Below are 26,157 nucleotides of genomic sequence, written 5' to 3' on the forward strand. Positions count from 1 at the left end.
GCTGATTCACGCGCGAGGTTTTCTCGGCGAATTACATAATGCGGAGAGATGTCCGAGCTGGCCGAAGGAGCACGATTGGAAATCGTGTATACGCCAAAAGCGTATCTGGGGTTCGAATCCCCATCTCTCCGCCAGAGCTGATTGACGCCGTTCTATAGAGCGGCGTTTCAGAATAGGTCTCCTGGTTAAGGAGAAACACCCCAAGCGGAGGGGTGGCAGAGTGGTTGAATGCGGCGGTCTCGAAAACCGTTTTACGCGTAACCCGCGTAACGAGGGTTCGAATCCCTCCTCCTCCGCCAGTTACTTACAAGCAGGTTAGGAAGCGGACCTACTTTTCTTCTTCGTTTTATTCATCGTTTGTTGACGGCAAGGCAAGAACCTCGGTCTTCCTTCTGGGAAAACACGCTGTAAATTGGTATGATTATTGGAAAAGGACGTGACGAAGGAGAGGCCATGTCTTACAGAATCGTACTTGATTCCAGTGCCGATGCCGTATCATGGGCAGCACCGACCGAAGAGATATCCTCGGTTCCGTTGCGTATTATCACTGACGCGCGGCAATTCGTTGATGACTGGCGTCTCGATGTTGGGAATATGGTCGACTACCTGGCTTCCCTTCATGAAAAGTCGGGAACGGCGTGTCCGAACGTGGGGGAGTGGAAACATGCGCTTTCAGGTAGCGACATGGCGTTTGCCATTACAATTACTAGCAAGCTTTCCGGATCGTATAATGCTGCTTGCCTTGCAAAAGAAGCTATCGAGCGTGAGAATGCTCAAGCGCAGATACACGTTATCGATTCTCGTATGACCGGTCCGGCCATGAGGTTAATCGCCGAAAAAATTGAACAATTGGCAAACGCAGGCCTTCCCTTTGCATCCATTTGCCAGAAGATCGACGAGTATCGCGATCGTTCTCACCTTGTTTTCGCGCTTGAGTCGCTGCGTAATCTGGCGAACAACGGACGCGTTCATCCCGCTGCAGCGAAGCTTGCCGGCGTGCTGGGTATTCGCGTGGTTGGTCGAGCTACCGACGGCGAGCTCGACCCGTTTGCGAAATGCAAAGGCGAGCGCAAGGTAATCAAGACCATCTTCGAGGAAATGAAGAGCAAAGGTTACGATGGCGGTAAGGTACGCATTTCGCATGTATTCAACGAGAATGCTGCGCGTATTATGTCTGACCTGATTAAGCGCGAATTTCCCCAAGCTGACGTGCTGTGGTGTCAAGCGCGCGGTTTGGTGAGCTTCTATGCCGAGCGCAATGGCCTGCTCGTTGGGTACGAGGGGAAGTAACTCAGTACTCAGTTGTTTGTTTTGTGGTGGTTCACGCTTCGTTTTAGAGCGTGATGAATCTCGTTGTGCTTGGTGGTTTCCCATTTACACGTGCTTTTCACGTCGTTTCCTGCGTGAACGGCGCGGTTCTGTATACTTTCATACTAAGAAGATGAGAGAAAACCGTGCCGATGAAAGGAAACATTATGGCTGATCGTGATTTGGACAACTGGACATCCGAAGTCCCCGAGCTCCCCGAAACGCTAGAAAATGTACTGTTGTTCGCGCTTGACGAGGCAAAGGAGAAGATGGCTCAGGGTGCGGACATCATCCCGTTCACGTGTCTGGTGGTGAAGGACAGCCTGTTCATAGAGAATCATCCGGGCGAAACTTCCGAAGATTGCTTTGCGCACGCGCGTCATACGGTGCAAAACGCACGTGGTGCTGTGGCGTATGCTTTGTGCTACGACGGCTATGTGGAAACCGATGCGGGTGAGGTGGACGCGCTCATTGCGGAAGGCGGTGTTCCTGGAGCTGATGAGGGCCATGCGGTTGGTTATTTGTACACGGTCAGCGGCGATGAGGGTAACGTCACGTTCGAGGACGAGGCGGCCTATATCGGTGAGGCACCGAATTTTATGGTGGCCCTGAAAGATGCCGACGAGTACGCCGATGAGGATATCGAGGAATGCTATCTTGCCGAACCCGAGGTGGAAGGTTTTCGTTAGATTTCATCGGGTAATCTGCAAAAAACCGCACGGTGAAGCGCAAGAACGGCAATAGAAACGTGGTGGTCTGTATCAAGCATTCTGCCACGCTTTGCAGGGAGTTGTCATATACGATGACAGCGTAAGAAGTTGTAGTCGATGCGCGAAGGACAAAGCGTTCGCAGCGGGTGGAGTATTCGTCATTGGGCGAAAAACAAAGGCGTTCGATGTATGGGGAAACGATGGAAGCGATCAGGTGCAAAAAGAGTTTCCTTATATGGGTGACGGGGTTTGCTAGAATGGTACGGCTAAATCCTGCCCCGGTAAATGCCTTCATCGCGCCGGGGCCGTCAAGTCCAAAGGAGGTGAGCTCATGAAGGCTTATGAACTGCTGTTTTTTGTCGCTCCGACGATCAGCGAAGAAACCCGCGTAAACGTCATGACCCGTATCGAAAACACGATCACTGACGCACAAGGTACTGTCGATAACGTTGACAATTGGGGCAAGCGCAAACTCGCTTATGAGATCAATGGTTTGACCGATGGTGATTACACTCTCATCGATTTCCATGCCAATCCCGCAGACGTCGCCGAACTCGATCGTATTCTCCGCATTACCGATGCGGTGGTTCGTCACATGATCGTGAAGCGCGAAGACCGCGACTAAAGATGACGCATGGGACGCAGGTTATGTGCGTCCAGCATGAGAGAGGTGTAAACCATGAGCATTAACCGAGTTATCATCAGCGGGAATTTAACGCGCGATCCGGAGCTTCGCTCCACGGCTTCTGGCTTGCCGGTTTTGGGATTTGGTGTTGCGGTAAATGATCGCCGCAAGAACCAGCAGACTGGTGAGTGGGAAGACTACCCGAATTTCATCGATTGTACGATGTTCGGCGCTCGCGCCGAAAGCCTGTCCCGGTACCTGTCAAAGGGCACAAAGGTGTCCATCGAAGGTAAGCTCCGCTGGAGCCAGTGGGAACGCGATGGGCAGAAGCGCAGCAAGATCGAAGTCATTGTGGATGAGCTTGAGTTTATGAGCAGCCGCAACGACGCTTCCCGTTCCGCTGGTGGCGGCTACCAGGCGCAAGGCGGTTATTCCGCTCCGGTTGCCCCGGTTGCTCCGGCGCCGTTGGTTGATGCCTCGTCCTCGGTTTATGACGAGGACATCCCGTTCTAAGCGAAACGAAAGAGGTTGAAATGGCAGATTACGCCAAGCAGCCGCGTCGCAAGTACTGCCAGTTCTGCAAGGATAACGCAGAATACGTAGACTACAAAGACACGCAGATGCTGCGCAAATATGTTACTGACCGCGGAAAGATCAAGCCGCGCCGCGTGACGGGTGCCTGCACCCAGCACCAGCGCGACATCGCCCTTGCTGTGAAGCGTGCGCGCGAGATGGCTCTCATGCCGTACGTCGTGCCCACGGTGAGCGGCCGTGGCGATCGCCGCAACCGCTAGGCGCAAGGAGGAACAATGAAAGTTATCCTGCTTGAAGAGCTCAAGGGCAAAGGCGGCGAAGGCGACGTTATCGAAGTCACTCGCGGCTTTGCGAACAACTACCTGCTGCCGCAGCGCAAGGCTCTTAAGGCCACCTCGGGCAATCTGAAGCAGCTCGAGCAGCGCAAGCACAACATCGCCAAGCGCGAAGAGGTGCGCATCGCCAATGCCACCAAGACCAAGGAAATTCTGGATGCCGCAACAGTGAAGATCGTCGCACAGGTTGGCGAGGAAGGCCAGCTGTTCGGCGCTGTTACCACCACCGCCATTGCTGAGGCTGTCAAGGAATCGATGGGTATTGAGGTTGACCGCCGTCGCATCGAGGCTGCCCACGCTATCAAGACCGCTGGCGAGCATGAGGTTCTTGTCTCGCTGTACCGCGATATCAAGGCCACGTTGAAGCTCGTTGTCGGTGGTCCGGAAATCTTGGTTGAGGAAGAGGCTGAAGTCGAGGCTGCAACTGAGGAAGAGACTGAGGCGACCGAGGAAGCTGCCGAGTAGCTCTTACACGAAAAAAGTTTTCCACCGTCACCGAAGGTGGAAAACACGAAACCCTCTCTGGCCCCCAGATAGATGGGCCGAGGGGGTTTCTTTTTTATGTTGAAAACCGAGCAATCTGCAGAGAGTTTTCAACAAAAATAGTGAATGACCTGCATCAATACTTGCTATAAGATAAACTCTCGCACGCTAAAGAGAAGGAATCCCGCCATGCAGACAGCTTACAATCCCGATTATGCTCCCGATGAGACGGCGCCCGCGCACGCCAGAAAGCGCGACCCGCAGAACATCGAAGCGGAGAAGTCGGTACTTGCGGCGTGCCTGCTCAACCAAGAGGCCATCGAAGAAGTTGCCACGAAGCTGGTGAAGGAGAACTTCTACCGCATCGCGCATCAGCGCATTTTCGAGTCGATGATGGACCTGTATATTCGTCACATTCCCATCGACCATATCTCGTTGGCTGATAACCTGCAAGCAACAGGACAGCTCGAAGCCGTGGGCGGAAAATCGTACCTCGTCGAGCTTGCCGACAACACGTTTGCTCTCACAAACTGGCGCAGTCATGCCGACATCGTGAAGCGCACGTCGGTGCTGCGTGACCTGATACGGGCTTCCGCCGAAATCAACGCACTGGCATACGATGCGCCTGACGATCTGAATGTTGTGGTCGAAGAGTCCGAGAAAATTCTGTTTAACGTAACCGAAAAACGCGTGTCATCGGAGTTTGCACGCATGGATACACTGCTTACCGACGCATTTGATGAGATAACGAAGCTCGCCGAGCAGAAGAATAGCATCGCGGGTGTGGCGACAGGGTTCAAAGATGTTGACAATTTGTTCCATGGCCTTCGCGGTGGTGATTTGGTAATACTAGCGGCCCGACCTGGCGTGGGCAAGACGTCGTTCGCATTGAACCTAGCGGTCAATGCCGCCAAAACCGGTAGCACCGTTGCCTTCCTATCGCTGGAAATGAGCGCGTCGCAGCTGGTGCAACGCATCCTGTGTTCCGAAGCTCGGGTGAACTTGTCGCGTTTGCGCGCAGGTCAGCTTCAGGAACAGGATTGGGGAGCCATCGCCGACGCGTCCAACACGCTTTCAAAATTGAACATGTTCATTGATGACACGCCATCGCTTTCCATTCTCGAATTGCGCGCAAAGGCTCGCCGCGAGCTGCGAGGTTGCGACAAGGGTCTCATCATCGTTGACTACTTGCAGCTCATGCAGCCGCCCAAGTCGCGCCGCGACGGAAACCGCGCTGTGGAGGTCGGCGAGATTTCCCGTGGCCTAAAGGTGCTCGCAAAGGAAATGAACATGCCGGTGCTGGCGCTCTCGCAGCTGTCGCGTCAGGTGGAGATGCGAGGTAAGAAGCGCCCAATGCTTTCCGACTTGCGCGAATCGGGATCTATCGAACAAGACGCCGACATTGTCATGTTCATTGACCGTTCAATGGATGAGATGGAGGCGGAATCGGAAGGCCGACCCGATCTTGGTACAGCCGAGCTGATTGTGGCCAAGCACCGCAACGGCCCGACGCGCGACATTCCGCTTGCGTTCAATTCGGAATACACGCGATTCATGGACTTTATCGACGATTCGCGCGTTGGTGGCTACGTGTAACGCAGTGACAGAGCGGGGTGAGCGGGAGTAGGGGCCAAGTAGCTCGGTTCTCTGTTTCTGTCAAAACCTTTGCATAACGGAAGTTGGGCGAGCAACTATACTATAATATGCGGTTGTTTCTGTCGCGCTTGCAAAGCATTTGAAAGGATGCGATCACATGCCAAGCACTGTATTGGTGGGTGCCCAGTGGGGCGATGAAGGCAAGGGGAAGATCACCGATCTCATTGCCCGGGATTACGACTACGTTGTGCGCTATCAAGGCGGCAACAACGCTGGTCACACGGTTATCCATGGCGACAAGAAGCTCGCTTTGCATCTTATGCCGTCAGGTGTTATGTATAAGGATTGTGTGCCCGTTATCGGAAACGGTGTGGTGATCGATCCAGGCGTGCTCATTAAAGAGATGGCTATGCTGCAGGCAGAGGGCATCTCGTGCGAAAACCTGAAAATCTCGTGCGACGCGCATATTATCATGCCGTATCACAAAGACTTCGACGGCGCTGACGAGAAGCGCCTTGGCGAGAACAAAATCGGTACCACGAAGCGCGGCATCGGCCCGTGCTATCAGGACAAGGTTGCTCGCAAGGGTATTCGTGTGCAAGACCTGCTTGACGAGAAGATCTTTCGCCTGAAAGTTCAAACTGCGCTGTCGCAAAAGAACCCCATTCTCGAGAAGATTTACGGGTTGCACACCTACACGGTTGAGGAAATCTGCGACGAGTATTTACCTTATGCGCGCATTCTGAAGCCGTTCATGGCTGAAACGGCGCAGCTGCTCAATGAGGCAGTGCGTAACGGCAAGTCAATTCTGTTCGAAGGCGCGCAGGGCACGCTGCTCGATATCGATCACGGAACGTATCCATACGTCACGTCGTCGTCGTGCTGCGCGGGTGGTGCGGCTACGGGCACCGGCGTTGGTCCGAAGGCTATCGACCGCGTGTTGGGTATTCAGAAGGCATACGTTACCCGAGTGGGCGAAGGCCCGTTCCCTACGGAGCTTTCCTTCCCCGAAGACGGCGGTACTGGTCAGGATGCAATTGACGGCGAGCTTTTGTGCTCTGCCGGTCATGAATTCGGTGTGACGACGGGCCGTAAGCGCCGCTGTGGATGGTTCGATGCTGTTATTGGGCGCTATGCTGCTGAGGTGAACGGCCTTACTGACGTTGCGCTTACTAAGCTCGATGTCCTCTCCGAATTTGACACGATAAAGGTATGCGTAGCTTACGAATGTGACGGTAAAACCTACGACTACTTCCCCATGCAGCAAAGTGTGTTGTTCCACGCCAAGCCAGTGTATGTGGAGCTTCCCGGTTGGAAGGGTATTGACATCACCGGATGCCGAACCTACGACGAACTTCCAGAAAACACGTGCAAGTACGTGGAGTATTTGGAGGAAGTGACCGGCGTAACCATGAGCATCGTATCGGTTGGACCCGATCGCGATCAGACGATTATGAGAAGCTGGTAATTCCGAGTAGCGCTTTTCTGTGGGGCTTCATGAGTTTCGGTAGTTTTGCTGAAGTAGACGATTTGAATCTGAAAGGGCTGAGCATGAACATTCTGGTGCTGGGCGGTGGCGGTCGCGAGCATGCCATAACATGGGCGTTGGCGAAGTCCCCCCAAGTTGACAAGCTGTTTGTTGCTCCTGGCAATGGTGGAACGGCGCGCATTGCGCGGAATATCCCGCAGCTTCGAGCGGATGACGCTCAGGCGGTGCTGGGGTTTGCCCGCGATCGTGACATCGACTTGGTGGTTATTGGTCCCGAAGCACCGCTGGTTGCTGGTGTGGCTGACGTGCTGCGCGAAGCGGGCATCGCCGTGTTTGGTCCCGATGCGCAAGGGGCCCGCCTTGAAGGGTCGAAAACGTTCAGTAAAGAATTCATGGCTCGTCATGGCATTCCTACTGCGCGCTACAACAGCTTTACCGAGTGTGAGCCGGCGCTGGCTTACGTACGCGAACTGGGTGCGCCCATTGTAGTGAAAGCCGACGGCCTGGCTGCAGGCAAAGGTGTTGTAGTTGCCGATGACGTGGAGGATGCCGAAGAAGCCGTGCGTGCGTGCTTTGATGGCGCGTTTGGCGGTGCAGGTTCCACGGTGCTTATCGAAGAGTGTATGACCGGCCCCGAATGCTCGCTGCTCGCGTTCGTTTCCGCAGGCAAGGCCCATTGTATGGCTACGGCGCAGGACCACAAGCGTGCCTACGATGGCGACCGCGGCCCGAACACCGGCGGCATGGGTGTGTATTCGCCAGTACCCATTGTTACCGACGAAGAGCTTGCAGCCATGAAGGAGATTATGGAAACAGCGGCGGCGGCCACGGCTGAGGAATTCGAGCACGATTACCGCGGTGTTCTTTATGGTGGCTTTATGCTGACACCCGAAGGCCCGAAGGTAGTTGAGTTCAATGCACGCTTCGGCGATCCGGAAACGCAAGTGTTGTTGCCGCGGCTTGAGTCAGACGTAGCCGAAGTAATGATGGCTGTTGCTGAGGGACGGCCTGACGATATTGATCTTGCCTGGTCCGACAAGCATGCCGTATGTGTGGTGCTGGCGAGTGATGGATATCCGGGCTCGTACGAGAAGGGCAAGGTTATCTTAGGTGTTGACGAAGCCGAGTTGATGGACGACGTCATCGTGCTGCATGCGGGAACCGCCGTGGATGACTACGATGAACTGGTCACTGCTGGTGGGCGCGTTCTGAACGTAGTGGCGCTGGGCGACACATTTGAAGAAGCGCGAGAGACTGCGTACCTTGCGTGCGACAAAGTGTACTTTGAGGGAAAGCAGTACCGCAAAGACATTGGCAAACGCGCGTTGCAGGGCCGTTCTGCTTGGAAATAGGCTTGCCGTTACCATATGTGCCGCGTTTGCGGCTAAACAACGAGTGAATACGTAAATACCGGGAGATACAAACCAGATGCTGTCCGAACGATTGTTGACGACCGCCGTACACACGTGCACGAAACGCTATTTGAATCTGAAACCAACCGATGAAGCAAGTGTTCCCGCCCCTGTTCCAGGGCAAGCGTATATGCTGTACATGCACGTGCCATTCTGCGAGCGTTTGTGTCCATACTGTTCGTTCAATCGTTTTCCTTTCGCCGAAGATCGCGCGCGGCCGTATTTCGCCAACATGCGCAAGGAAATGCTCATGCTCAAGGAACTGGGCTACGATTTCGATAGCGTGTACATTGGCGGCGGCACCCCGACCATCTTGCTCGACGAGCTGTGTGACACCATCGACCTTGCGCGCGAAACATTCTCGATCAAGGAAGTTTCCAGCGAAACAAATCCGAACCACCTGATTCCCAGTTATCTAGATAAGTTGCAGGGTCGTGTGCAGCGTTTGTCTGTGGGGGTGCAGAGCTTCGATGATGATCTGCTGCGTCAGATGGATCGCTACGACAAATATGGTTGTGGCCAGCAGATCATGGAGCTCATCCAAGATGCCACCCCGTACTTTACGTCAATGAACGCCGACATGATATTCAACTTCCCCGCGCAAACCGAAGATGTGCTGATTCGCGACGTCGAGCGCGTGGTGGAAAGCGGCGCTAGCCAAACGACGTTCTATCCGCTGATGGCCTCGCCGGCGGTTCAGAAATCGCTGGCGCGCACGGTGGGGAAGGTCGACTATACGCGCGAACACCGCTTCTACACCATCATCGACGAGCTGCTTGCCGGAGGCAACGATCCACTGTTCGATCACGGGTCGGCATGGACGTTCAACCGTCGTCAGAGTGCTGTGGCCGCGCCGCATGCGATGATAGATGAGTACGTGGTTGACTACGAAGAATATCCGGCTATTGGGTCGGGTGGCATCACGTATTTGGGAAAGAGCCTATACGTGAACACGTTTAGTGTGGTTGACTACAACAAGGCCATTGAGAGTGGGCGGATGTCGCTTATGGGCAAGACCACGTTCGGCAAGCGCGAGCGCATGCGCTATCGTTTCATGATGCAGCTGTTCGGCCTACGTCTTGATAAGCACCAGTTCAAGCGCGATTTCGGTTGCTCTATTGAAGCGGGGTTACCCGCCGAGATGGCGTTTATGACAGCGGCGGGTGCGTTTGCCACCAACACGCTCGACGAGCTAACACTTACTCCGCGTGGTCGCTACCTGATGGTGGTCATGATGAGACAGTTCTTTGTCGGCGTAAACAGTCTGCGCGATCAAGCCCGAGCCGCGCTGACCGGAGAAGAGCGCGAACTGCTTTTTGGGTAATCAGCGCTTCCTTGGCCGCTGCTCGGACAACAAAAAACAAAGTCGCATCAGATTGCATCAGTCGAATACTCTCGAAACAGCACGAAAATCCGCTGGTTCGAAGGAGTGGTGAGATCATGACGCAAACCATAGCGCAGAAAATGTATGGGTACGCCCGGGTGTCATCAAAGGACCAACATCTCGATCGGCAACTTGCCGCGCTTGAACAGTTCGGAGTTGAACCTTCGCTGGTGTACGCCGACAAGGCGAGTGGCAAGGATTTCAATCGTCCTGAATACCAGAAGCTGGTTGCGCGCCTGCGCAAAGGCGATGTTCTTGTGGTGAAGTCAATTGATCGGCTGGGGCGCAACTACGACGAGGTCATTGAAGAATGGCGGCGCATAACCAAAGATCGGGGAGCGCATGTTGTTGTATTGGACATGCCGCTGCTCGATACGCGCGAGCGTCAAGACGGTATAACAGGTGTGTTTATTGCCGATCTCGTGTTGCAGCTGCTCTCCTATGTGGCACAAATAGAGCGCGAGAGCATCAAGCAACGTCAGGCCGAGGGCATAGCCGCCGCTCAGGCGCGTGGTGTGCGTTTCGGCAGGCCAAGGAAACGCAGGCCAGCAAGCTACAGTGAAGCCAGAAGATCGTTCCAGGAAGGGCGTATCACACGCAAGCAGGCAGCGGCATGCTTGAAAGTGTCGCCCAGCACCTTCGATCGGTGGATACGAGAAGACGAAAACCAGGTGATAGAATCAGCATAATCACCAGTTTGAAAGTCCTTGGTGCTTGATATCAGGTCAGGTGATCGGCGGTATCACGAGGGGTGTCAGCCAGACAGTCCTTTTCTCTCCTGTTTTAGCAACAACGTTTACCTGTTTCAGTGGGTTTTGTTATCCAAAGTGCAACGTCTTCTCGGATGGTAGAATGTTAAAAACTTTCAAATTCTGCAAGTTTTTAACATGAGTGAGAGAAGGGCCTGATGATACCGCGTGATAAGTACCTTGGTAAGCTCATCCAATTCCAAGATAAGGACGTGATTAAGGTTGTCACCGGAGTACGCCGGTGTGGTAAATCGACGCTGTTGGATCTGATGGCGGAGCATCTCGTCAGACAAGGGGTGGCTCCAGAGCGCATTCTCTTTTTTAAGATGGAATCAATGGAGTTCGATGATGTTCGAGAAGACTACCGCGCTCTGTACTCCCTGGTACGAAAGCGTGCAGAAGGGCTTACCCATCCCTATCTGTTTTTCGATGAGCTACAAGAGACGAAGGGCTGGGAGCGCGCGATCGACGGCCTGCGCGTCGACTTGGACTGTGATATCTATATTACCGGCTCAAACGCATTTCTGCTTTCCAGTGAATTGGCAACCTTACTGTCGGGGCGCTACGTTGAAGTAGAGATGCAACCGCTTACCTTCTCAGAGTACCTAGACTTCCGAGGTGCGACCATTGAAGGGCTCAGCCTATCGCAAAGTGATTTGGCTGTCATGTCGGATGGGTCTGTCGTTACGCTCGCAAGCCTATTCTCTCAGTATCGCAGGTACGGCGGCTTCCCCTTTCTTTCCTTGGAAGAGCCGGATAAGAGCTCCCATCAGGCATATTGTAAGACGCTGTTTGATACCGTCATCGTGCGCGACATTTTGGAGCGTGAAAAACGGCACGGGCGACGCCAGATTACCAATGCCGATCTCCTGATTCGTATAAGCGACTTCTTAGCCGACAACATTGGCAACGAATGCTCGGTGAGCAGCATCGCCAGCGCGCTGCGCTCGCAGAATTCCAAAACAGCTGACTCCACTGTTGCAGCATATATTGAGGCGTTGGAGCAGGCTTATCTGTTTCGTCACGTACGCCGCTACGACATTAAGGGCAAAGAAATACTCAAGACTAACGGAAAGCGCTACATTTGCGATGTTGGCCTACGTAACCACAGGCAAGGATACCGTAGATCAGATGCCGGACGTGTACTGGAGAATATTGTCTACCAGCAGCTGATCTATGACGATTGCAGTGTATGGGTAGGTCATTTGCGGGCAGGTGAGGTCGATTTCGTGGCGGAGCGCAACGGCGAGAGGGTCTACATCCAAGTGACGGAGGGTATGACCGAGAAAGCAACCATGGAGCGGGAACTTAAGCCTCTCAAAGCCGTGCGTGACGCCTATCCCAAGATGGTAGTTGCAGCATCTGGAAGTTACCCTACGAGTATCGATGGCATTCGAATAGTTAACGCAGTCGACTTCCTGCTCGGACGATAGCCGACGACTTGTGGAGCGCTAGACGATATGATCCGAAATGAATCCCGTTTCCTCGGTTCGGGTCATATCGTCTAGAAGAGCAAGGGAAAGCGCGAAAGACGCTGGGCGCATTAGCGCCCGCCAGTGCGTCTCCTGTACTTTATGAGGTAGTTGCCTAAGGAGTCGAGCGTACCGTAGATGCCGATATTTCGCAGGTTATAGACACCCTGCTCAAGTAAGTTTGACGCGTACTGCAGGTGGCTGACATTCGGCTTAGGTAGGCCGCGCACCTCGGCGTAGAGACGGCGGCAGCCAGGAGATATGCGTGGGTACTGGTACACAAGTTCGGGGTTCATGCGGTTGAACATGCGCTCGAGTTGGGCGTGGATGGCGGGATCGTCAGGGTCGTTTTCCTCGATAACGCCGCTCATATACATGAAGCCGCGGCTGTAGTGGGCGCAGAGGATGCGCTCGTCGGTGATGCCCAGGGATTCGATGATGTCGAGCATTTCGTTCCATCGGTCGAACGGCACATTCGGGCTGTTGCGATGGAATGCCCGAGTTTTTTCCTTAGTTTCCTCGCGGTAGCAGTAGTACGCCTGGTCGAGATAGACGATGCGCTGTGCTCGGCAGAGCGTTTCTACGAGGAAGGGGTTGTCGGCCCAGCCAGCGCCGGGAATGGGCTTGAAGCGGATGCCGTGTTCGTTAAGGAAGCTCTTGCGATAGATTGCCGACCAGATGGACGGGTGATGGTGGAGCAGATGTATGGCGTCGGTGATAACGAATGGTTGTTTATCCACGTGGACGCGCTTCTTGTAGCTGCAGTTAAGTTTGCGTTGTCGGGGCGTGTCGGGGAGCGAGATACGCCAGTACGGCGTCTTGATTATCTCAACGGGCTCGTTGAAGGTTGACGCGAATGAGAGCATATCGCGGTACATACCTGGCTCGATCCAATCATCGGGTTCGAGGATGGCGATCCATTCACCGTGCGCCTCGTCGAGCCCGCGGTTGCATGTGGCGCCGTAGCCCTGGTTTTGCTTGTCGATAATAACAATACGCTCATCGCGTGCGGCGTGTGCACGTATGATATCGAGCGAGTTGTCGGTTGAGCCGTCGTTGAGACAGATGATTTCTAGGTTCTTGTGTGTTTGAGCCTGCACGCTGTCGAGCGCTTGGTCGAGGAAGGGCGCGGCGTTGTAGATGGGGATAATGACCGAGACAAGGACATCGGCCGGGTTGGCGGGGCGTTGCGTATGAGCGCCGTTTTTGTCTGTGGGCGCATAGGTGAAATAGCTGCTGGGAGTCATAGTGTCCTTTCGGAGTGACTGGTGCTTCCGAGATTATAGCGCAAGAGCCTTGCAACCTGCTGCCGCGGAGCTCTTGCGCATGATAGGGGCGATGGGGTTTTCCTGCGGGGTTTCTGCTTTTGGGGGACGATGGCAGTACAGATACGTTGCACTTGTGATTCAAGTGTCTTACATTGATTTTCCTGACGGTTTCTTTTATATACGACACATTGATTACTTTAGGACGGAACCTATGAACGATGCTCAATCGTATATCGACAAAAATCCCTTGACCGGTGCGGAATGGTCCGAGGGAAGGGCCATAAGGATTCCTTTGTGCCTGGGGCGGGATATGTACAATACGAGCAAGCTGCAGGCGGCGTTTTTCTGGGTCGTAATCTGCTTGTGTCGCGATGAGACGGATAACTGCCAGCCTAAAGTAGAGGGGCTCAAAGGGCTATTGTGCCGCATCACAGAAAACGAGCGTTATGAAGTACACGTCTCTTTTGAAGAAGAGGTCGCCTCATGGTCTGCTGTCGAGTATTCCATCCTTGTTCCCTATGGAATAAAGTCCTTCTCGGTTCATTGTGCAGGTCAGGTGAGGAAGATTACCCGTGAGGAAAGGGATGAGATGATATGGAGCTATCGTGCGCGTGTATGCAATGCCGCTGGGGATGTGCGTCGCTACGCTGAATGGTTCAAGCGTCATCATGAGGAGAATCTTCTTCGTGAAACCATTGAAGAAGGTCCCCTTATGAGTATCGTTACTCCAGCCTACATGACCCCACCAGAGTATCTCCAGGAGCTTCTCGAATCCGTCATTGCCCAAACTTACCGCAATTGGGAGCTCGTATTAGTCAATGCTAGTCCGACGGACGAAGGAATGAAAAAGGTTATCAATGACACTGATGACTCGCGGATCGTGGTGCTTGAAGTTGAGCACAATCTCGGAATAGCAGGGAATACGAACATAGGAATAGCAAAGTGCACGGGAGACTACGTATCCTTTTTGGATCACGATGATCTTCTGGAACCCAATGCCTTGGCTGAAATGGTTATCGCAATGGAGCGGTCGGAAACTCCCGTCGACCTGCTCTATTGCGACGAGGATAGCTTTGAGGAAAATGGGACTTATCATCTCCCTCTCTTCAAGCCTGATCTAAATGTCGATCTGCTCTACTCATGCAACTATGTGATCCACTTACTGACGGTGAGCAGATTTGTTCTGGATAGAATTGAACGATCAGGCTCTGAAATGGATGGCTCCCAAGATTATGATTTGACTCTCAAAGCGCTCGAGGTCGCGCGAGGTGTGGTTCATATTCCGCGAATCCTCTACCATTGGCGGGTCCATTCCTTTTCCACCAACAGCAATCCCGAGGCAAAGCCCTATACGATCCAGTCGAGCCTTGAAGCATTGGCAGGGCACTTTAGCCGACTTGGAGTGCGAATCCGCGCAGAAAAAGACGAAGAACCTTTTGCGTATAAGGTGCGTTTTCTGTTTTCCAATGACGGGGATACCCAAAGGCGTTTTTCAGAACAGGATAATAAAGATTTCGACAATCTGGTGATTGAGCCCGGGGTTTGGGGGGCTTCCCTCGACGGCTCGTTGCGTTTTATCTGCGATATCGGACGGCAAGCTTGGAAGAATATGTTTCAGTTTACCTCTGAGCTTATTCTTGTTTCGAGTGTGTGCGTGAGCGTTCAACGAGATGATTGGCACGATATGCTCGGCCTCTTCTCACGCGCAGACGTTTTCGGGGTGTCTCCGCGTGTTGTTCGTAACGACGGTCTGGTCGATTACGCAGGGATTCTCGTAACTCCAGAGGGGAGATTATTGCGTCAGAACAGGTTCTTGCCCGCAGTGGATTCCGGTTATATCGGGCGGGCGAAGAAGTCCTGTGACTCTTTTGTGTTAAACCCTGAATTGTGTATATTTCGAACGTTGTCTCTGCAGGATTTGGATGTTGACGATCGCTTTCAAACACAAGAGTACCTAATTGCGGATGTCTGCGCTCAGCAATGGGAGAAGGGGAGGCTCGCCGTGTTCTCTCCGCTTGCGGAGGCGATATTGCAACAGCCGAGGTCGATGCTGCGTATGTCAGGGCTGGGGGAGGCATCTGATGATGCGGATTTATTCCTGGAAAAGTGGAGCAGAGTAATGCCCGAAGGAATGGATCCGTCTTACAACCGCAACCTCGATCCCCGTAGTGCGTATTATAGGTTGAAGCAGACGTCCTGAATTCTCGACAAGTCATGACATAGTGGCAACTATTCAAAGTGACCGCTATGCAGTTTTAATTCATAAAGACTAACGTGATCGACTTCGCATAAACTCGCACTTCGTAAATGATCCGTAGGTAACGTTCCTTACAGGAAGAGGGATGAGGGATGGTAACTTTTGCAACCAGCCTCAACTAGCTATGAGTCTTCTGGTATCGTAGCCTTGGGAATTAGGCAAGTGAAAGGAAGAACATGGAAGGTATTCGACTGCTTACCCAAGCGCGAGTAGCAATACGAGATGAGACAGACTGTGAATCGAGCAAAGAGGGCAAAGTAAAGAAGTCCTTTGCTCTTACGGTTGTAGGTTATATTATTGTGGCTCTCCTTAATGTAATATATTTCTGGCCCGTCCTTTCTAGCTCGATGATGCTTGGCGATTTTGGTGATGGTCGCTTTTGCTGTTTAGCTACGGAGCATTGGATGCTTGTGCTTTCGGGGACACTTGCGCCGTTGGATTCTGGCATGTTCTATCCTGTAGATGACACAATGGCTTACTCAGATCTCTTCTTGGGGTTTCTTCCGTTCTATGTACCTCTTCGCTTTATGGGATTCGATATGTTTGTTTCATTCAAAATTACTCTATTCGCTGTGCAACTGGTGGGATCGCTAGCTATGTTTTATCTCATGAATCGTAAGCTATGCTGTGGAGTGCTGTCTTCGATTGTGGCTTCTATTATCTTCACGTTTTGCTGCGGTATTAACATGGATTTACACCCTCAGCTGTTCGCGCTTTATTTTGTTCCGTTCATAGCTATCGGGTTACTTGTTGCGATGGAGAAGACTAGTGATACAAGAAGAGTGATATGTGCTACAGCGCTATCCATTTTGGCTATTGATGCAGTTTTTTATACATCGGGATATATGGGATATTATCTCATTTTGTTTGGGATGTTCTTTGTTGGGTTGCTGGCAATCTTTGGTGTTGCGACTAAACCCTATAACTTCGACTACGCAATTCCGGGTGGTGTCCGTTATGTCGTTGTTTATCTTCTCGCGACAATCGTAACGCTCGTGCCATTCTTGGTGGTTTATCTGCCTGTAAGCCAGCATTATGGGGAACGCGTATGGACGGATATCGCAGCGTATCTTCCCACGGTATTAGGGCTAGTTAATGTCTCTGAGAACAATCTGCTGTATACACCTTTTCTGTCAGTTGGGAAGTCGCTTGGAAATTCCGCTGAGCTTCAAATGGGTATTCCGCCGATCACACTTCTCGTGTTTGTTCTCTCGCTTATTTGGATCTTCCGCAATCGATGTCTTCGCGGGGGGCGCTTCCTTTTGGGATGCGCTGCGGGTTTTGCAGCTCTGCTGTGTATGATTTTGTTAGTAAAGGTGGGCGACCACTCTCTCTGGTATTTTGTTTATTCGTTAATTCCAGGCATTGGCACGATGCGCGCCGTTGGACGTTTCATGCTCTTCCTTTCTTTCCCAGTGGCGATATGCGTTGGTTTGTTTCTTGACAGCGCTCTAAAATACTCTCGAAGTACGGGTCACGCTGCCGTCTTTACGCTCCTCGTTGTTTTGTCTGTCTATATGACGCTTGAACATGTATGGGTTGGTGGCCCCTTTGCTGTATGGAACAGCGCTGATGATGCTGCGCTAATCGAGGGTGCGGGCGATATGCCTCAAAACTGCGAGGTCATCTATATCGCCGAAGGTGGGGAATGGGATACTACGGTAGGGACGACTCCGCCACAATTGGACGCATGGGTGCTTGCCACTCACTTTGGCGTGCATACACTTAATGGATATTCTAGTTATTATCCCGATGATTGGAGTGTTGAGGTGGGTCCTCTGGCGCCCAACTATCAGGAATGCGTTGATGATTGGATACAGAAGTATCAACTAGATAATGTATACGAATACGATCGTGATATGGGCACATGGATGAGAATTAGCTGATTTGGATGCACCTGTGTAGGGAGTCTTTCTCATTGCTGAAGAGTCGGTGTGGAAGGGATGAGTCAGATACATAGTGTTGAGTAAAAAAACGAACTTCGCCGATGGTTATACGAAGAGCGGTGAGCCCCGAGCTCTTCGGCGAGTTTGTAGCGGCGATGGAAGACGTGCTGAGCGTCTACCAGCGGCCGCGTGATCCGGCACGTCCGCTGGTATGTCTCGACGAGTCGTCCAAGCAGCTCATCGCGAACTACCGTGATCCGCTGTCGGTGCGTTTCGGCATGCCTGAGAGATGGGATTAAGAATACGTGTGTAACGGTGTGGCAGATGTGTTCATGGTGTTTGTGTCGCTTGAGTCCTGAATTCCCGCCATGTCATAACTTGGCGGGAATTCAGGTTCAGGCTCGTGAGCCTGCACGGCGCGCGCAGCGTGATTCCTACACCAATTCCTGAGCGCTGTTCCGCAATATATTGAGCAGTATGACGCTCATTCTTGAGCACGCATGCGCTAGTTGTTGAACACTCCCATAATCGCCCTGCATGGCAAAGACGACCAGGCAGGGCTTTTATTCAGGCTCGTGAGCCTGCACGGCGCGCGCAGCGCGGCGGGCAATAAACTGTCGGATGTCAAGTTTTGAGGCTTCTTTATATGGTACTTTTGGGTACTTTATGTTACAATATAAAGGAATACAGACTTAGCAAGGAGATTGCCGTGCGCCTCAAAATGACCAGATCGTCGAAGTCAACCAGGCTCTACGCTATAAAGTCCACGTATGACCCAAAGACTAGGAAGACGTCTTCGAAGATAGTGGCCAAGCTTGGCACCGCCGAGGAGGTCATGGAGCGCGAAGGAGTCGACTACGAGGGGGCCATTGCGTGGGCGCGCGCCGAGATCGCGCACATGACCGAGAAGGAGGCCGCTGACGCGGCGGCCATAACGGTCAGACTCAGACCGGCAAAGCGCATCGAAAAGGGTCTGCGCAGGTCTGCCAATGCGGGGTATCTCTTTCCCATGAAAGTCCTCTCCGAACTGGGGCTTGTCGGCATATGCGATGACATCGCCGCCGAGGAGGGGTTCGAATACAACCTCGGTGAGATAGCCTGCTACCTGGTCGCAGGAAGAATGCTCTCGCCGTCATCTAAGCTTGCGACCTTCGAGTGGTGCCAAGGGCTTGTGGAGGTGCCCTCCTTCTCCGAGCATCAGGTGTACCGGGCGCTCACGGTTCTGGCCGAGCACTCCGACGCGATCCAAGCCAAGCTCTACAAGGCATCAGAGAGGCTACACCGCAGGCGCACGGGCGTGCTTTACTACGACTGCACCAACTACTTCTTCGAGGTGGAGGGGGCCGATAGTGACAGCGACCGACAGTACGGCCTTTCCAAGGAGCACCGCCCCAACCCGATCGTGCAGATGGGGCTGTTCGTGGACGCCGACGGCATCCCACTTGCGTTCAGCATAACCCCGGGCAACCAAAACGAGCAGACGACCTTAAAGCCCCTCGAGCGTACGATCATAGACGAGTTCGGGGAGTCGATGTTCGTGGTGTGCACCGACTCTGGGCTCTCGTCCAAGGCCAACCATCTGTTCAACACACGAGGCGGGCGCGCCTTCGTCACGGTGCAGAGCATCAAGAAGATGCAGGCGGATCTGCGCGAATGGGCGCTTGACCGGAAGGAGTGGAGGCTACCAGGCTCCGAAGCTGTCTATGATCTTCATGAGGTAAACGAGGTTAAGATGTGGGATCGGGTCTTCTATAAGGAACGCTGGGCCAAGGACAACGAAGGATTCGAGCAGCGCTACGTTGCCACCTTCTCGTTCAAATACATGGAATACCAAGCCTCTATTCGTGAGCAGCAGGCGCAACGTGCGGCAGCCAAGGCCGCCAAGGGTGCCGGCGCGGTCGGGAAGCGCAACGTAAACGATCCGGCACGTTTCTTGTCGGTGGACCACGTCACGGCTCAAGGCGAGCTCGCCAGCCACGCGGTCGTGTCGCTTAACGAGTCCAAAATCGCCGAAGAGGCCCGCTACGACGGGTTTTCCTGCATCGCCACGTCGCTAGAGGACGAGGTATCCGACATCATAGCCGTGAACAAGCGTCGCTGGCAGATCGAGGAGTGCTTCCGCATCATGAAAACCGAGTTCAAGGCGCGCCCCGTCTACTTGAGCCGTAAAGACAGAATACGCGGACACTTCCTGACCTGCTTTATCGCACTGCTCGTCTACAGACTCATCGACGAGCGTCTCAATCACGCGTTTACCTGCGAGAAACTGCTCTCCACGCTACGCGAAATGAACATGCTCGAGCTTGCCGGTGAGGGCTGGGTGCCCGCCTACACCCGCGACGACGTAACCGATGCGCTTCATGACGCGTTCGGGTTGCGTACCGACTACGAGATCGTCACAAACCGTCAGATGGGCAAAGTACTTACCGCCTCGCGAAGCCCCAAGATAAAAAGTACCAAGTAATCAAAAATCATCCAGAAACGTTATCAAGCCTATGACCAGGTATTATGATGAGATATACCGTTCGGCGGTGTCAAAGACGGGATTATACCTCCCAAGATCAGTGTGTCGAGCTTCATGGGGTACCTCAAGGGCAAGAGCGCGCTCATGATGTTTGACAAGCACGCTAACCTCAAGTACAAGTTCGGCAACAGGCACTTCTGGTCTGAGGGCTACTATGTGTCGACCGTCGGGCTGAACGAGGCGACGATAGCCAAGTACATCAGGGAGCAGGAGGCTCACGACATCGCGCTGGATAAGTTAAGCGTTAAGGAGTACGAGGATCCGTTCAAGAGGAAGTAGGGGAGCCCCTTTAGGGGCTGCCGGGTAATATGAGAGCCGCTTTGTGCGGCTCGCGAGAGTCAAGGGCGGTACGACTTGAACGAAGTGAAAGGCAGCGCCTTTAGACGCCGCCGGTCGCCCTCGGCCTTATAGGCCTAGAGCAAACCACCCCTTTGAGGGGTGGTTCATGATTAGGAGACGGATCGCAACACGCGCGTTCGTACGGTCAATTGGCATTTTACTGTCGATGACGTGCGAGAGAAGCAGGCCTGCCTATACACGAAAACCGAACGGGAGAATTAATGCTTAATTGATCACTAGATACCTTTTTGTCGCTGTTTCACTAATGGAGAAACGATTCTAAGTTCATCGTGTAGAGAGTGGCTGCGTTAGAATAACCATTTCATAGAGTGTCGTATTAGAGCAATGGAGGATGCCTTGGTATTAAGCAGAAAAATCGCGACTTGCTTAGGGATTATTGCTTTGGTTATCTGTTCTGCTGCGTATTGCATGATCGCTTGGGCGGATGAGGGCGAGAAAGCAACGACTTCATCAGAGCCGATACCGGTTGATTCGGAACAGGTTGATTTTTTCTACGTTGACTCACAGTCTCTTGTGTATGGCGATACTCAGTTTCTCGTCTTTTCGCTTGTTGATGAGTCCGTTGAGCTTTCGGAAGCTGATGTGATCTTGGAAGGTCCTGATGGCTCTCATTTGAAGATACCTGCTACGAACGTCGTTGCCAATTCGGCCGCTTTCGAGATCGTCTTTGATGAAAGTTACCCCCTTGGTACGTTTAGTGTTGCCAGTCTTGAATACGGTGTGAAAAATGAAACAGGGCGCTATTGCGTAAGCTTGAGTGATCCTGAGGGCGATGCTCCTTCGTTCGACTTGTCTGATGGTGGCGAAGAGGTTTGTAATGATTCTGTTGCAACGGTGAGTACGATAGAGGAAGACGGATCCTTGGTTCCCATTGCCGAAATCAGCTCATCTGACATTGAGCCTTCTGGTGAGGAGCCGTCTGATGGCGAATCGGCCGTTTCTTCGTCTATGTATGCTATGGAAAGGTCGATGTCTCGCGCGGCCAGCGTGGTAATAGCCATTGATCCGGGGCATGGCACCGATCCTGAGAGTGGCGTGTATGATCCTGGCGCTGTGGCAAATGGCCTGAACGAGGCTGATGCGAACCTGCGAATCGCGACAGCGTGCAATGACGCTCTCAATAGATTCTATGCGGGCATTTCTTCGTTTATGGTTCCGCAGTACAGCAGTGTTAAGCGTCGCGTCGATGTTGCTGTAGCCCAAGGTGCATCGTATTTCATTAGCGTTCATAATAATGCGGCGGCGTCTGCTGGTGCAAGTGGCTTTGAGGTTTATATCCCGAATGGGAGTTCATTCAATTACGCAATGCATGAGCTTGGCTATGATCTTGCCCAGCGCATCTCCGATAAGCTCTCAGCCCTGGGGCTTTATGATCGTGGCATTAAACATCGAAATCATACAGGACATTATAGCGACGGTTCTGTAGAGGATTACTATTCAGCAATATACCAATCGCGTATTAACAATGTCTGTGGAATTATCATTGAGCATGCGTTTGTAACCAATCCAGGTGATGCCGCTTTCCTTTCCAGTTCGGCAAATTGCGAAGCAGTCGGTCGGGCTGATGCAGAAGCAATTGCCCAACATGTCGGTGCTAATGTTAAGCTGACTCCTACGAGGGAAGAGGCGGAGGCGTTTGTGGCGCGTTTGTATCAGTATGCGCTCGATCGAACGCCCGACAAAGGTGGGCTCAATGCTCATGCGGCAGCCCTGGTAGCTGGGGCTCCCGCATCCGAAATCGTCAACAACTTCTTTATTTCTGCCGAGTTCGCTGGTAGAAACCTGACCAACGATGAGAGGGTTCGCTTGGTGTATCTTGCTATGTTAGATCGAGAGCCGGATGCCGATGGGTTGTCGGATTGGTTAGAGTACCTTGACGCAGGATGTTCAATGACGGCTGTTGTCGCAGGATTTGTAGGATCGGAAGAGTTTGCAACTCTCTGCGAGAAGTGGGGAATTAACCCAGGTAGTCTAAGTGTTTCTGAAGCACGCGACATCAACCACAAAGCTACGGCTTTTGTGAGTAGGCTGTATCAGTTTGTTTTGTCGAGGGATGCCGATATCGAAGGTCTTAATGCCCATTGCGCAGCGTTGGCGGAAGGGTGCTCTGGTTCTCTTATCGCTAATGGTTTTTTCTCGTCTGCCGAGTTCGCTGGTAGAAACCTGACCAACGATGAGAGGGTTCGCTTGGTGTATCTTGCTATGTTAGATCGAGAGCCGGATGCCGATGGGTTGTCGGATTGGTTAGAGTACCTTGACGCAGGATGTTCAATGACGGCTGTTGTCGCAGGATTTTCTGGTTCTGGTGAGTTTGCTTCGCTCTGTAAGAGATGGGGGGTTGCTCCGGGTAGTTTGAGTGTTGCCGAAGCGCGTGATGTCAATCTCAAAGTGACTGCTTTTGTCACGAGACTTTACCAAAAATGTCTTGGGCGTAGCTATGATATTGGAGGGTTGAATGCGCATACTGCGGCACTTCTTTCGGGTACTCCTGCTGGTGAGGTAGCAAACAATTTCTTCCTCTCGCAAGAGTTCACACAAAAGAATCTCCCCAATGAGGAAATCGTGAAAATTGCGTACGCTACCTTCCTTGATCGAACACCTGACGCTGAGGGGTTTGATGACTGGACATCTAAGATGGATGACGGCATGTCCCTCAAGAACCTCGTTGCTGGGTTCGTGAACTCTGAAGAATTTGGAGCGCTGTGTCGTGAGTACGGGCTTGTTCAAGGTTCGCTTACGTTTGATTATGTGGATCTATCGCATCGAATTATGGGGAAAAGTGATTGCGCGCTGGTTGATGCGATGGTTGCGTACTATGATTCTGTGAAAGGCTCAAGTAATTATCCGGCCAGCGTATACGTAGAAACCCCTTCTATTCGCGATTTCTGTCAGACCGTTTATGAAGAAGCAGCCGTGGAAGGTGTGCGTGCCGATGTCGTATTCTGTCAGTCAATGCACGAGACGGGTTGGCTTCAATTCGGTGGAGACGTTGATGTGGCTCAGCGCAACTTCGCTGGTCTCGGTGCAGTTGGCGGAGGAGCGAAGGGCGCGAGCTTCGAAAGTGTCCGTATGGGAATTCGTGCTCAGGTTCAGCATCTGAAGGCATATGCGACAGACGAGCCGCTCTTTAATGCGTGCATTGATCCTCGTTTTCATTTGGTCACACGAGGATGCGCACCCAATGTCGAAGACCTAAACGGTCGCTGGGCGGCGCCTGGTCAGGGCTACGGGGAGCGGATTCTGTCAATGTGCGGAAAGCTGAGAGAGTTCTTGTAAACAGAAGTACCTTCAAGACTCCTTCTTCACGAAAATGAAAGGCGGCGTTGTCATGCTGAATATTATTTTGCTGTCAGGTGGCTCAGGATCGCGGTTGTGGCCCTTGTCAAACGATGCGCGATCCAAGCAGTTTCTTAAAGTGCTGCGTGATGCTGAGGGCAACCATCAGTCCATGGTTCAGCGCACTTTTGAAAGAATCGGAGAACAAGGGTTTAACGCGAATGTGACCATCGCCACCTGCCAGTCCCAGATCGACTCCATTGAGCGTCAGGTTGAGGGTGAGTACAGCGTTGTAGTTGAGCCAGAGCGTCGTGACACGGCACCTGCAATTATGCTGGCATGTGCAAAGCTTGCTTTTGCCGACAAGGTAGATCTTGACAGCACGGTCATTGTGATGCCGATCGATACGTACGCTGGTGCCGAGTATTACGAGGGCTTGAAGAAAATTGACAGTGCCGTAAGGGCTGGGGTTGGAAAAATCGTTCTTCTCGGTGTGGAGCCAACCTATCCTTCAAACAAATATGGATACATCATCCCCAGCGTCGAAAAAGGCGAGTGCCGCCCTGTTTCGTACTTTACCGAGAAGCCGACCGAGGAGTTGGCGGCACGCTTGATCGATCAAGGTGCGCTCTGGAACTGCGGTGTGTTCGGTTTTAAGCTCTCATATCTCATTGATATCATTTCGAGCTATACGAGTCTGAAGGACTTTGACTCGATTCGAGATAACTATTCGATGCTGCCGAAGAACTCCTTCGACTACGAGATCGTCGAAAAGGCTGCCTCTGTTGCGGTTGTTTCCTTTTCGGGTGATTGGAAAGATCTTGGAACGTGGAATACGCTTTCTGAGGTAATGCTCGAAGAAAGTTCCGGGCGTGTGGTCTGTGACAAGCAGACGTGTGATAACGTCCACGTCATCAATGAAACGGGTCTTCCTCTTGTCGTCTCGGGCATTAAAGATGCTGTTATCATTGCGACGCCTGATGGCATCCTCGTTTCGGACAAACTGCGAAGCGCGCATCTCAAGCCGCTCGTCGCAGCCGCCTCATTGAGTCGACCTATGTACGAACAACGTCGTTGGGGTGAGTATCGAGTTATTGACGCGAATGTGTATCCCGACGGAAAGAAATCGCTATCCAAAGAGCTTGCAATCAGGCCAGGAAAACAGCTCTCCTACCAGCTGCATAATCATCGCTCTGAGGTGTGGACTATCGTATCGGGCGTGGGAGAGGTCGTTCTCAACGGCGTAGTTAAGCCGATCAAGGCAGGATCCGTGATTGAGATAGAGAGCGGTGTTAAGCATGCCGCCCGTGCCTTTCAGACGCTCCATATTATCGAAGTCCAACAAGGCGATGTTTTAATTGAAGAGGACATTGATAGGTTTGGGAACTTCTGGAATTGATTGAGTGCGAAAGGAATAGCATGAAGAAAGCACTTATTACGGGCATTACAGGCCAAGATGGCTCGTATTTAGCTGAGCTTCTAACAAAAAAGGGTTATGAGGTTCATGGGTTTATACGTCGCAGCTCCGTGCACGGAACAGAGCGCATTGACCATCTTATTGAAGCGGGAAAAATCTCCCTTCATGATGGTGATCTCTCCGACTCGGTTTCGATCGTTCGTGCGGTATCCGAGATCCAACCAGATGAGATATACAATTTGGCGGCGCAATCCCATGTGGGCGTAAGCTTTGTTGCTGCTGAGTATACGGGGGACGTTGACGCAATCGGTGTTCTTCGTCTGCTCGAAGCCGTTCATATGCTTGGACTGGATAAGAAGTGCAAGATATACCAAGCGTCGACCTCTGAGCTGTACGGAAAAGTAACGGAGGTGCCTCAGTCCGAGACCACTCCTTTTCATCCATATAGCCCTTATGCTGTTGCGAAGCAGTATGGCTTCTGGATCACAAAGGAGTATCGTGAAGCATACGGCATGTTTGCCGTCAACGGTATTCTCTTTAACCATGAGTCTGAGCGTCGCGGCGAAACATTTGTGACTCGCAAGATTACTCGCGCTGCAGGTCGTATTGCGATGGGGCTGCAGGATCATCTTGAGCTGGGCAATTTGGACTCGCTGCGTGATTGGGGCTATGCAAAAGATTACGTCGAGTGTATGTGGCTAATCATGCAGCAAGACGAGCCCGATGACTTCGTGATCGCTACGGGTGTGCAGCATTCTGTTCGCGAATTTGTGGAGTGGTCCTTCAACCACGTTGGCATCGACCTTCGTTGGGAAGGCAGTGGTGTTGATGAAAAGGGTTATGATGTACAAACCGGTAAGATGGTGGTATGCGTCAACGAAGCGTTCTATCGACCGACTGACGTGGTGAATCTGTGGGGGGATCCGACCAAGGCAAAGACGGTGCTTGGTTGGGATCCTGGCAAGACCAGCTGTGAGGAGCTATGTCGCATCATGGCGGAACATGACCTCGAGCTCGCTAAGGCTGAGAAGCGGCAGCTGCTTGCTTTTGAGGGTGAAAAGTAATCCGAGTT

Annotated in this window: 20 protein-coding genes, 2 tRNA genes and 1 pseudogene; 22 read left to right on the forward strand and 1 reads right to left on the reverse strand. The window is 52.6% G+C overall.

Features of this window, described 5'->3' with window-relative positions; translation table 11 throughout:
• Positions 1–42 precede the first annotated feature (42 nt).
• The 14 genes from G7Y44_RS06810 (at position 43) to G7Y44_RS06875 (ending at position 12,058) form a co-directional block, all read left to right on the forward strand.
• Positions 43–134 (forward strand) — tRNA-Ser (locus G7Y44_RS06810).
• 72 nt (positions 135–206) lie between these two features.
• Positions 207–299: transfer RNA gene (locus G7Y44_RS06815), tRNA-Ser, on the forward strand.
• Positions 300–453: 154 nt separating this feature from the next.
• A complete protein-coding gene (locus G7Y44_RS06820; protein ID WP_165042833.1) occupies positions 454–1,290 on the forward strand; it encodes a DegV family protein in 837 nt (278 codons plus the stop codon).
• A 185-nt stretch (positions 1,291–1,475) separates the two neighbouring features.
• Positions 1,476–1,997, forward strand: coding sequence for a hypothetical protein (locus G7Y44_RS06825; protein ID WP_165248575.1), 522 nt, complete (start codon positions 1,476–1,478; stop codon positions 1,995–1,997).
• A gap of 352 nt (positions 1,998–2,349) precedes the next feature.
• Positions 2,350–2,643, forward strand: coding sequence for a 30S ribosomal protein S6 (rpsF, locus tag G7Y44_RS06830; protein ID WP_165042830.1), 294 nt, complete (start codon positions 2,350–2,352; stop codon positions 2,641–2,643).
• Between the two features lie 54 nt (positions 2,644–2,697).
• Positions 2,698–3,156 (forward strand): single-stranded DNA-binding protein, encoded by a 459-nt coding sequence (locus tag G7Y44_RS06835; protein ID WP_165042828.1) that lies wholly within the window; start codon positions 2,698–2,700, stop codon positions 3,154–3,156.
• Between the two features lie 20 nt (positions 3,157–3,176).
• A complete protein-coding gene (gene rpsR, locus G7Y44_RS06840; protein WP_165042826.1) occupies positions 3,177–3,437 on the forward strand; it encodes a 30S ribosomal protein S18 in 261 nt (86 codons plus the stop codon).
• A 15-nt stretch (positions 3,438–3,452) separates the two neighbouring features.
• Positions 3,453–3,977 (forward strand): 50S ribosomal protein L9, encoded by a 525-nt coding sequence (gene rplI, locus G7Y44_RS06845; protein ID WP_165248577.1) that lies wholly within the window; start codon positions 3,453–3,455, stop codon positions 3,975–3,977.
• A gap of 207 nt (positions 3,978–4,184) precedes the next feature.
• Positions 4,185–5,591, forward strand: coding sequence for a replicative DNA helicase (gene dnaB / locus G7Y44_RS06850; protein ID WP_165248579.1), 1,407 nt, complete (start codon positions 4,185–4,187; stop codon positions 5,589–5,591).
• A 157-nt stretch (positions 5,592–5,748) separates the two neighbouring features.
• Entirely contained in the window at positions 5,749–7,059 is a 1,311-nt protein-coding gene (locus tag G7Y44_RS06855; RefSeq protein WP_165248582.1) for an adenylosuccinate synthase, read from the forward strand.
• An 83-nt stretch (positions 7,060–7,142) separates the two neighbouring features.
• Positions 7,143–8,432 carry a phosphoribosylamine--glycine ligase gene (gene purD, locus G7Y44_RS06860; RefSeq protein ID WP_165248584.1) on the forward strand — a complete coding sequence of 430 codons (1,290 nt, stop codon included), beginning with the start codon at positions 7,143–7,145 and terminating at the stop codon, positions 8,430–8,432.
• A gap of 76 nt (positions 8,433–8,508) precedes the next feature.
• The gene (locus G7Y44_RS06865; protein WP_165248586.1) at positions 8,509–9,816 is read left to right on the forward strand and encodes a coproporphyrinogen III oxidase family protein; all 1,308 of its coding nucleotides are present in this window, start codon (positions 8,509–8,511) and stop codon (positions 9,814–9,816) included.
• A 116-nt stretch (positions 9,817–9,932) separates the two neighbouring features.
• Positions 9,933–10,565: a recombinase family protein gene (locus tag G7Y44_RS06870; RefSeq protein WP_165248588.1), complete on the forward strand. Its 633-nt coding sequence runs from the start codon at positions 9,933–9,935 to the stop codon at positions 10,563–10,565.
• 218 nt (positions 10,566–10,783) lie between these two features.
• On the forward strand, positions 10,784–12,058 hold the full coding sequence (locus G7Y44_RS06875; protein WP_165248590.1) for an ATP-binding protein: 1,275 nt from the start codon (positions 10,784–10,786) through the stop codon (positions 12,056–12,058).
• A gap of 110 nt (positions 12,059–12,168) precedes the next feature.
• Here the strand turns inward: G7Y44_RS06875 and G7Y44_RS06880 are convergent, their stop codons facing one another.
• Positions 12,169–13,344, reverse strand: coding sequence for a glycosyltransferase family 2 protein (locus G7Y44_RS06880; protein WP_165248592.1), 1,176 nt, complete (start codon positions 13,342–13,344; stop codon positions 12,169–12,171).
• Positions 13,345–13,576: 232 nt separating this feature from the next.
• Between G7Y44_RS06880 and G7Y44_RS06885 the strand changes: the two genes are divergently transcribed.
• From G7Y44_RS06885 to gmd, 8 genes and pseudogenes are all read left to right on the forward strand, one after another.
• Entirely contained in the window at positions 13,577–15,565 is a 1,989-nt protein-coding gene (locus tag G7Y44_RS06885; RefSeq protein ID WP_165248594.1) for a glycosyltransferase family 2 protein, read from the forward strand.
• Between the two features lie 233 nt (positions 15,566–15,798).
• Entirely contained in the window at positions 15,799–17,508 is a 1,710-nt protein-coding gene (locus G7Y44_RS06890) for a YfhO family protein (protein WP_165248596.1), read from the forward strand.
• A gap of 101 nt (positions 17,509–17,609) precedes the next feature.
• A complete protein-coding gene (locus G7Y44_RS10580) occupies positions 17,610–17,807 on the forward strand; it encodes a hypothetical protein (RefSeq protein ID WP_165248598.1) in 198 nt (65 codons plus the stop codon).
• Between the two features lie 410 nt (positions 17,808–18,217).
• The gene (locus tag G7Y44_RS06900; protein WP_165248600.1) at positions 18,218–19,972 is read left to right on the forward strand and encodes an IS1634 family transposase; all 1,755 of its coding nucleotides are present in this window, start codon (positions 18,218–18,220) and stop codon (positions 19,970–19,972) included.
• An 84-nt stretch (positions 19,973–20,056) separates the two neighbouring features.
• Positions 20,057–20,311 (forward strand): annotated as a pseudogene (gene tnpA, locus G7Y44_RS06905) (IS200/IS605 family transposase); the annotation flags it as partial.
• Between the two features lie 462 nt (positions 20,312–20,773).
• Complete coding sequence (locus G7Y44_RS06910) at positions 20,774–23,668, forward strand: DUF4214 domain-containing protein (protein ID WP_165248602.1); 2,895 nt, start codon at positions 20,774–20,776, stop codon at positions 23,666–23,668.
• A 52-nt stretch (positions 23,669–23,720) separates the two neighbouring features.
• Positions 23,721–25,067, forward strand: coding sequence for a sugar phosphate nucleotidyltransferase (locus G7Y44_RS06915; RefSeq protein ID WP_165248604.1), 1,347 nt, complete (start codon positions 23,721–23,723; stop codon positions 25,065–25,067).
• 20 nt (positions 25,068–25,087) lie between these two features.
• Entirely contained in the window at positions 25,088–26,149 is a 1,062-nt protein-coding gene (gmd, locus tag G7Y44_RS06920) for a GDP-mannose 4,6-dehydratase (RefSeq protein ID WP_165248606.1), read from the forward strand.
• Positions 26,150–26,157: the final 8 nt, after the last annotated feature.

It is taken from the genome of Adlercreutzia sp. ZJ141 (genome assembly GCF_011038965.1).
In the GTDB taxonomy this organism is placed as follows: domain Bacteria; phylum Actinomycetota; class Coriobacteriia; order Coriobacteriales; family Eggerthellaceae; genus ZJ141.

Excerpts from the sequence above, each read along its gene's own strand:
- G7Y44_RS06820 (WP_165042833.1), top strand. The coding sequence starts at position 454 with ATGTCTTACAGAATCGTACTTGATTCCAGTGCCGATGCCGTATCATGG.
- G7Y44_RS06825 (WP_165248575.1), top strand. The coding sequence starts at position 1,476 with ATGGCTGATCGTGATTTGGACAACTGGACATCCGAAGTCCCCGAGCTC.
- rpsF (WP_165042830.1), top strand. The coding sequence starts at position 2,350 with ATGAAGGCTTATGAACTGCTGTTTTTTGTCGCTCCGACGATCAGCGAA.
- G7Y44_RS06835 (WP_165042828.1), top strand. The coding sequence starts at position 2,698 with ATGAGCATTAACCGAGTTATCATCAGCGGGAATTTAACGCGCGATCCG.
- rpsR (WP_165042826.1), top strand. The coding sequence starts at position 3,177 with ATGGCAGATTACGCCAAGCAGCCGCGTCGCAAGTACTGCCAGTTCTGC.
- rplI (WP_165248577.1), top strand. The coding sequence starts at position 3,453 with ATGAAAGTTATCCTGCTTGAAGAGCTCAAGGGCAAAGGCGGCGAAGGC.
- dnaB (WP_165248579.1), top strand. The coding sequence starts at position 4,185 with ATGCAGACAGCTTACAATCCCGATTATGCTCCCGATGAGACGGCGCCC.
- G7Y44_RS06855 (WP_165248582.1), top strand. The coding sequence starts at position 5,749 with ATGCCAAGCACTGTATTGGTGGGTGCCCAGTGGGGCGATGAAGGCAAG.
- purD (WP_165248584.1), top strand. The coding sequence starts at position 7,143 with ATGAACATTCTGGTGCTGGGCGGTGGCGGTCGCGAGCATGCCATAACA.
- G7Y44_RS06865 (WP_165248586.1), top strand. The coding sequence starts at position 8,509 with ATGCTGTCCGAACGATTGTTGACGACCGCCGTACACACGTGCACGAAA.
- G7Y44_RS06870 (WP_165248588.1), top strand. The coding sequence starts at position 9,933 with ATGACGCAAACCATAGCGCAGAAAATGTATGGGTACGCCCGGGTGTCA.
- G7Y44_RS06875 (WP_165248590.1), top strand. The coding sequence starts at position 10,784 with ATGATACCGCGTGATAAGTACCTTGGTAAGCTCATCCAATTCCAAGAT.
- G7Y44_RS06880 (WP_165248592.1), bottom strand. The coding sequence starts at position 13,344 with ATGACTCCCAGCAGCTATTTCACCTATGCGCCCACAGACAAAAACGGC.
- G7Y44_RS06885 (WP_165248594.1), top strand. The coding sequence starts at position 13,577 with ATGAACGATGCTCAATCGTATATCGACAAAAATCCCTTGACCGGTGCG.
- G7Y44_RS06890 (WP_165248596.1), top strand. The coding sequence starts at position 15,799 with ATGGAAGGTATTCGACTGCTTACCCAAGCGCGAGTAGCAATACGAGAT.
- G7Y44_RS10580 (WP_165248598.1), top strand. The coding sequence starts at position 17,610 with ATGGTTATACGAAGAGCGGTGAGCCCCGAGCTCTTCGGCGAGTTTGTA.
- G7Y44_RS06915 (WP_165248604.1), top strand. The coding sequence starts at position 23,721 with ATGCTGAATATTATTTTGCTGTCAGGTGGCTCAGGATCGCGGTTGTGG.
- gmd (WP_165248606.1), top strand. The coding sequence starts at position 25,088 with ATGAAGAAAGCACTTATTACGGGCATTACAGGCCAAGATGGCTCGTAT.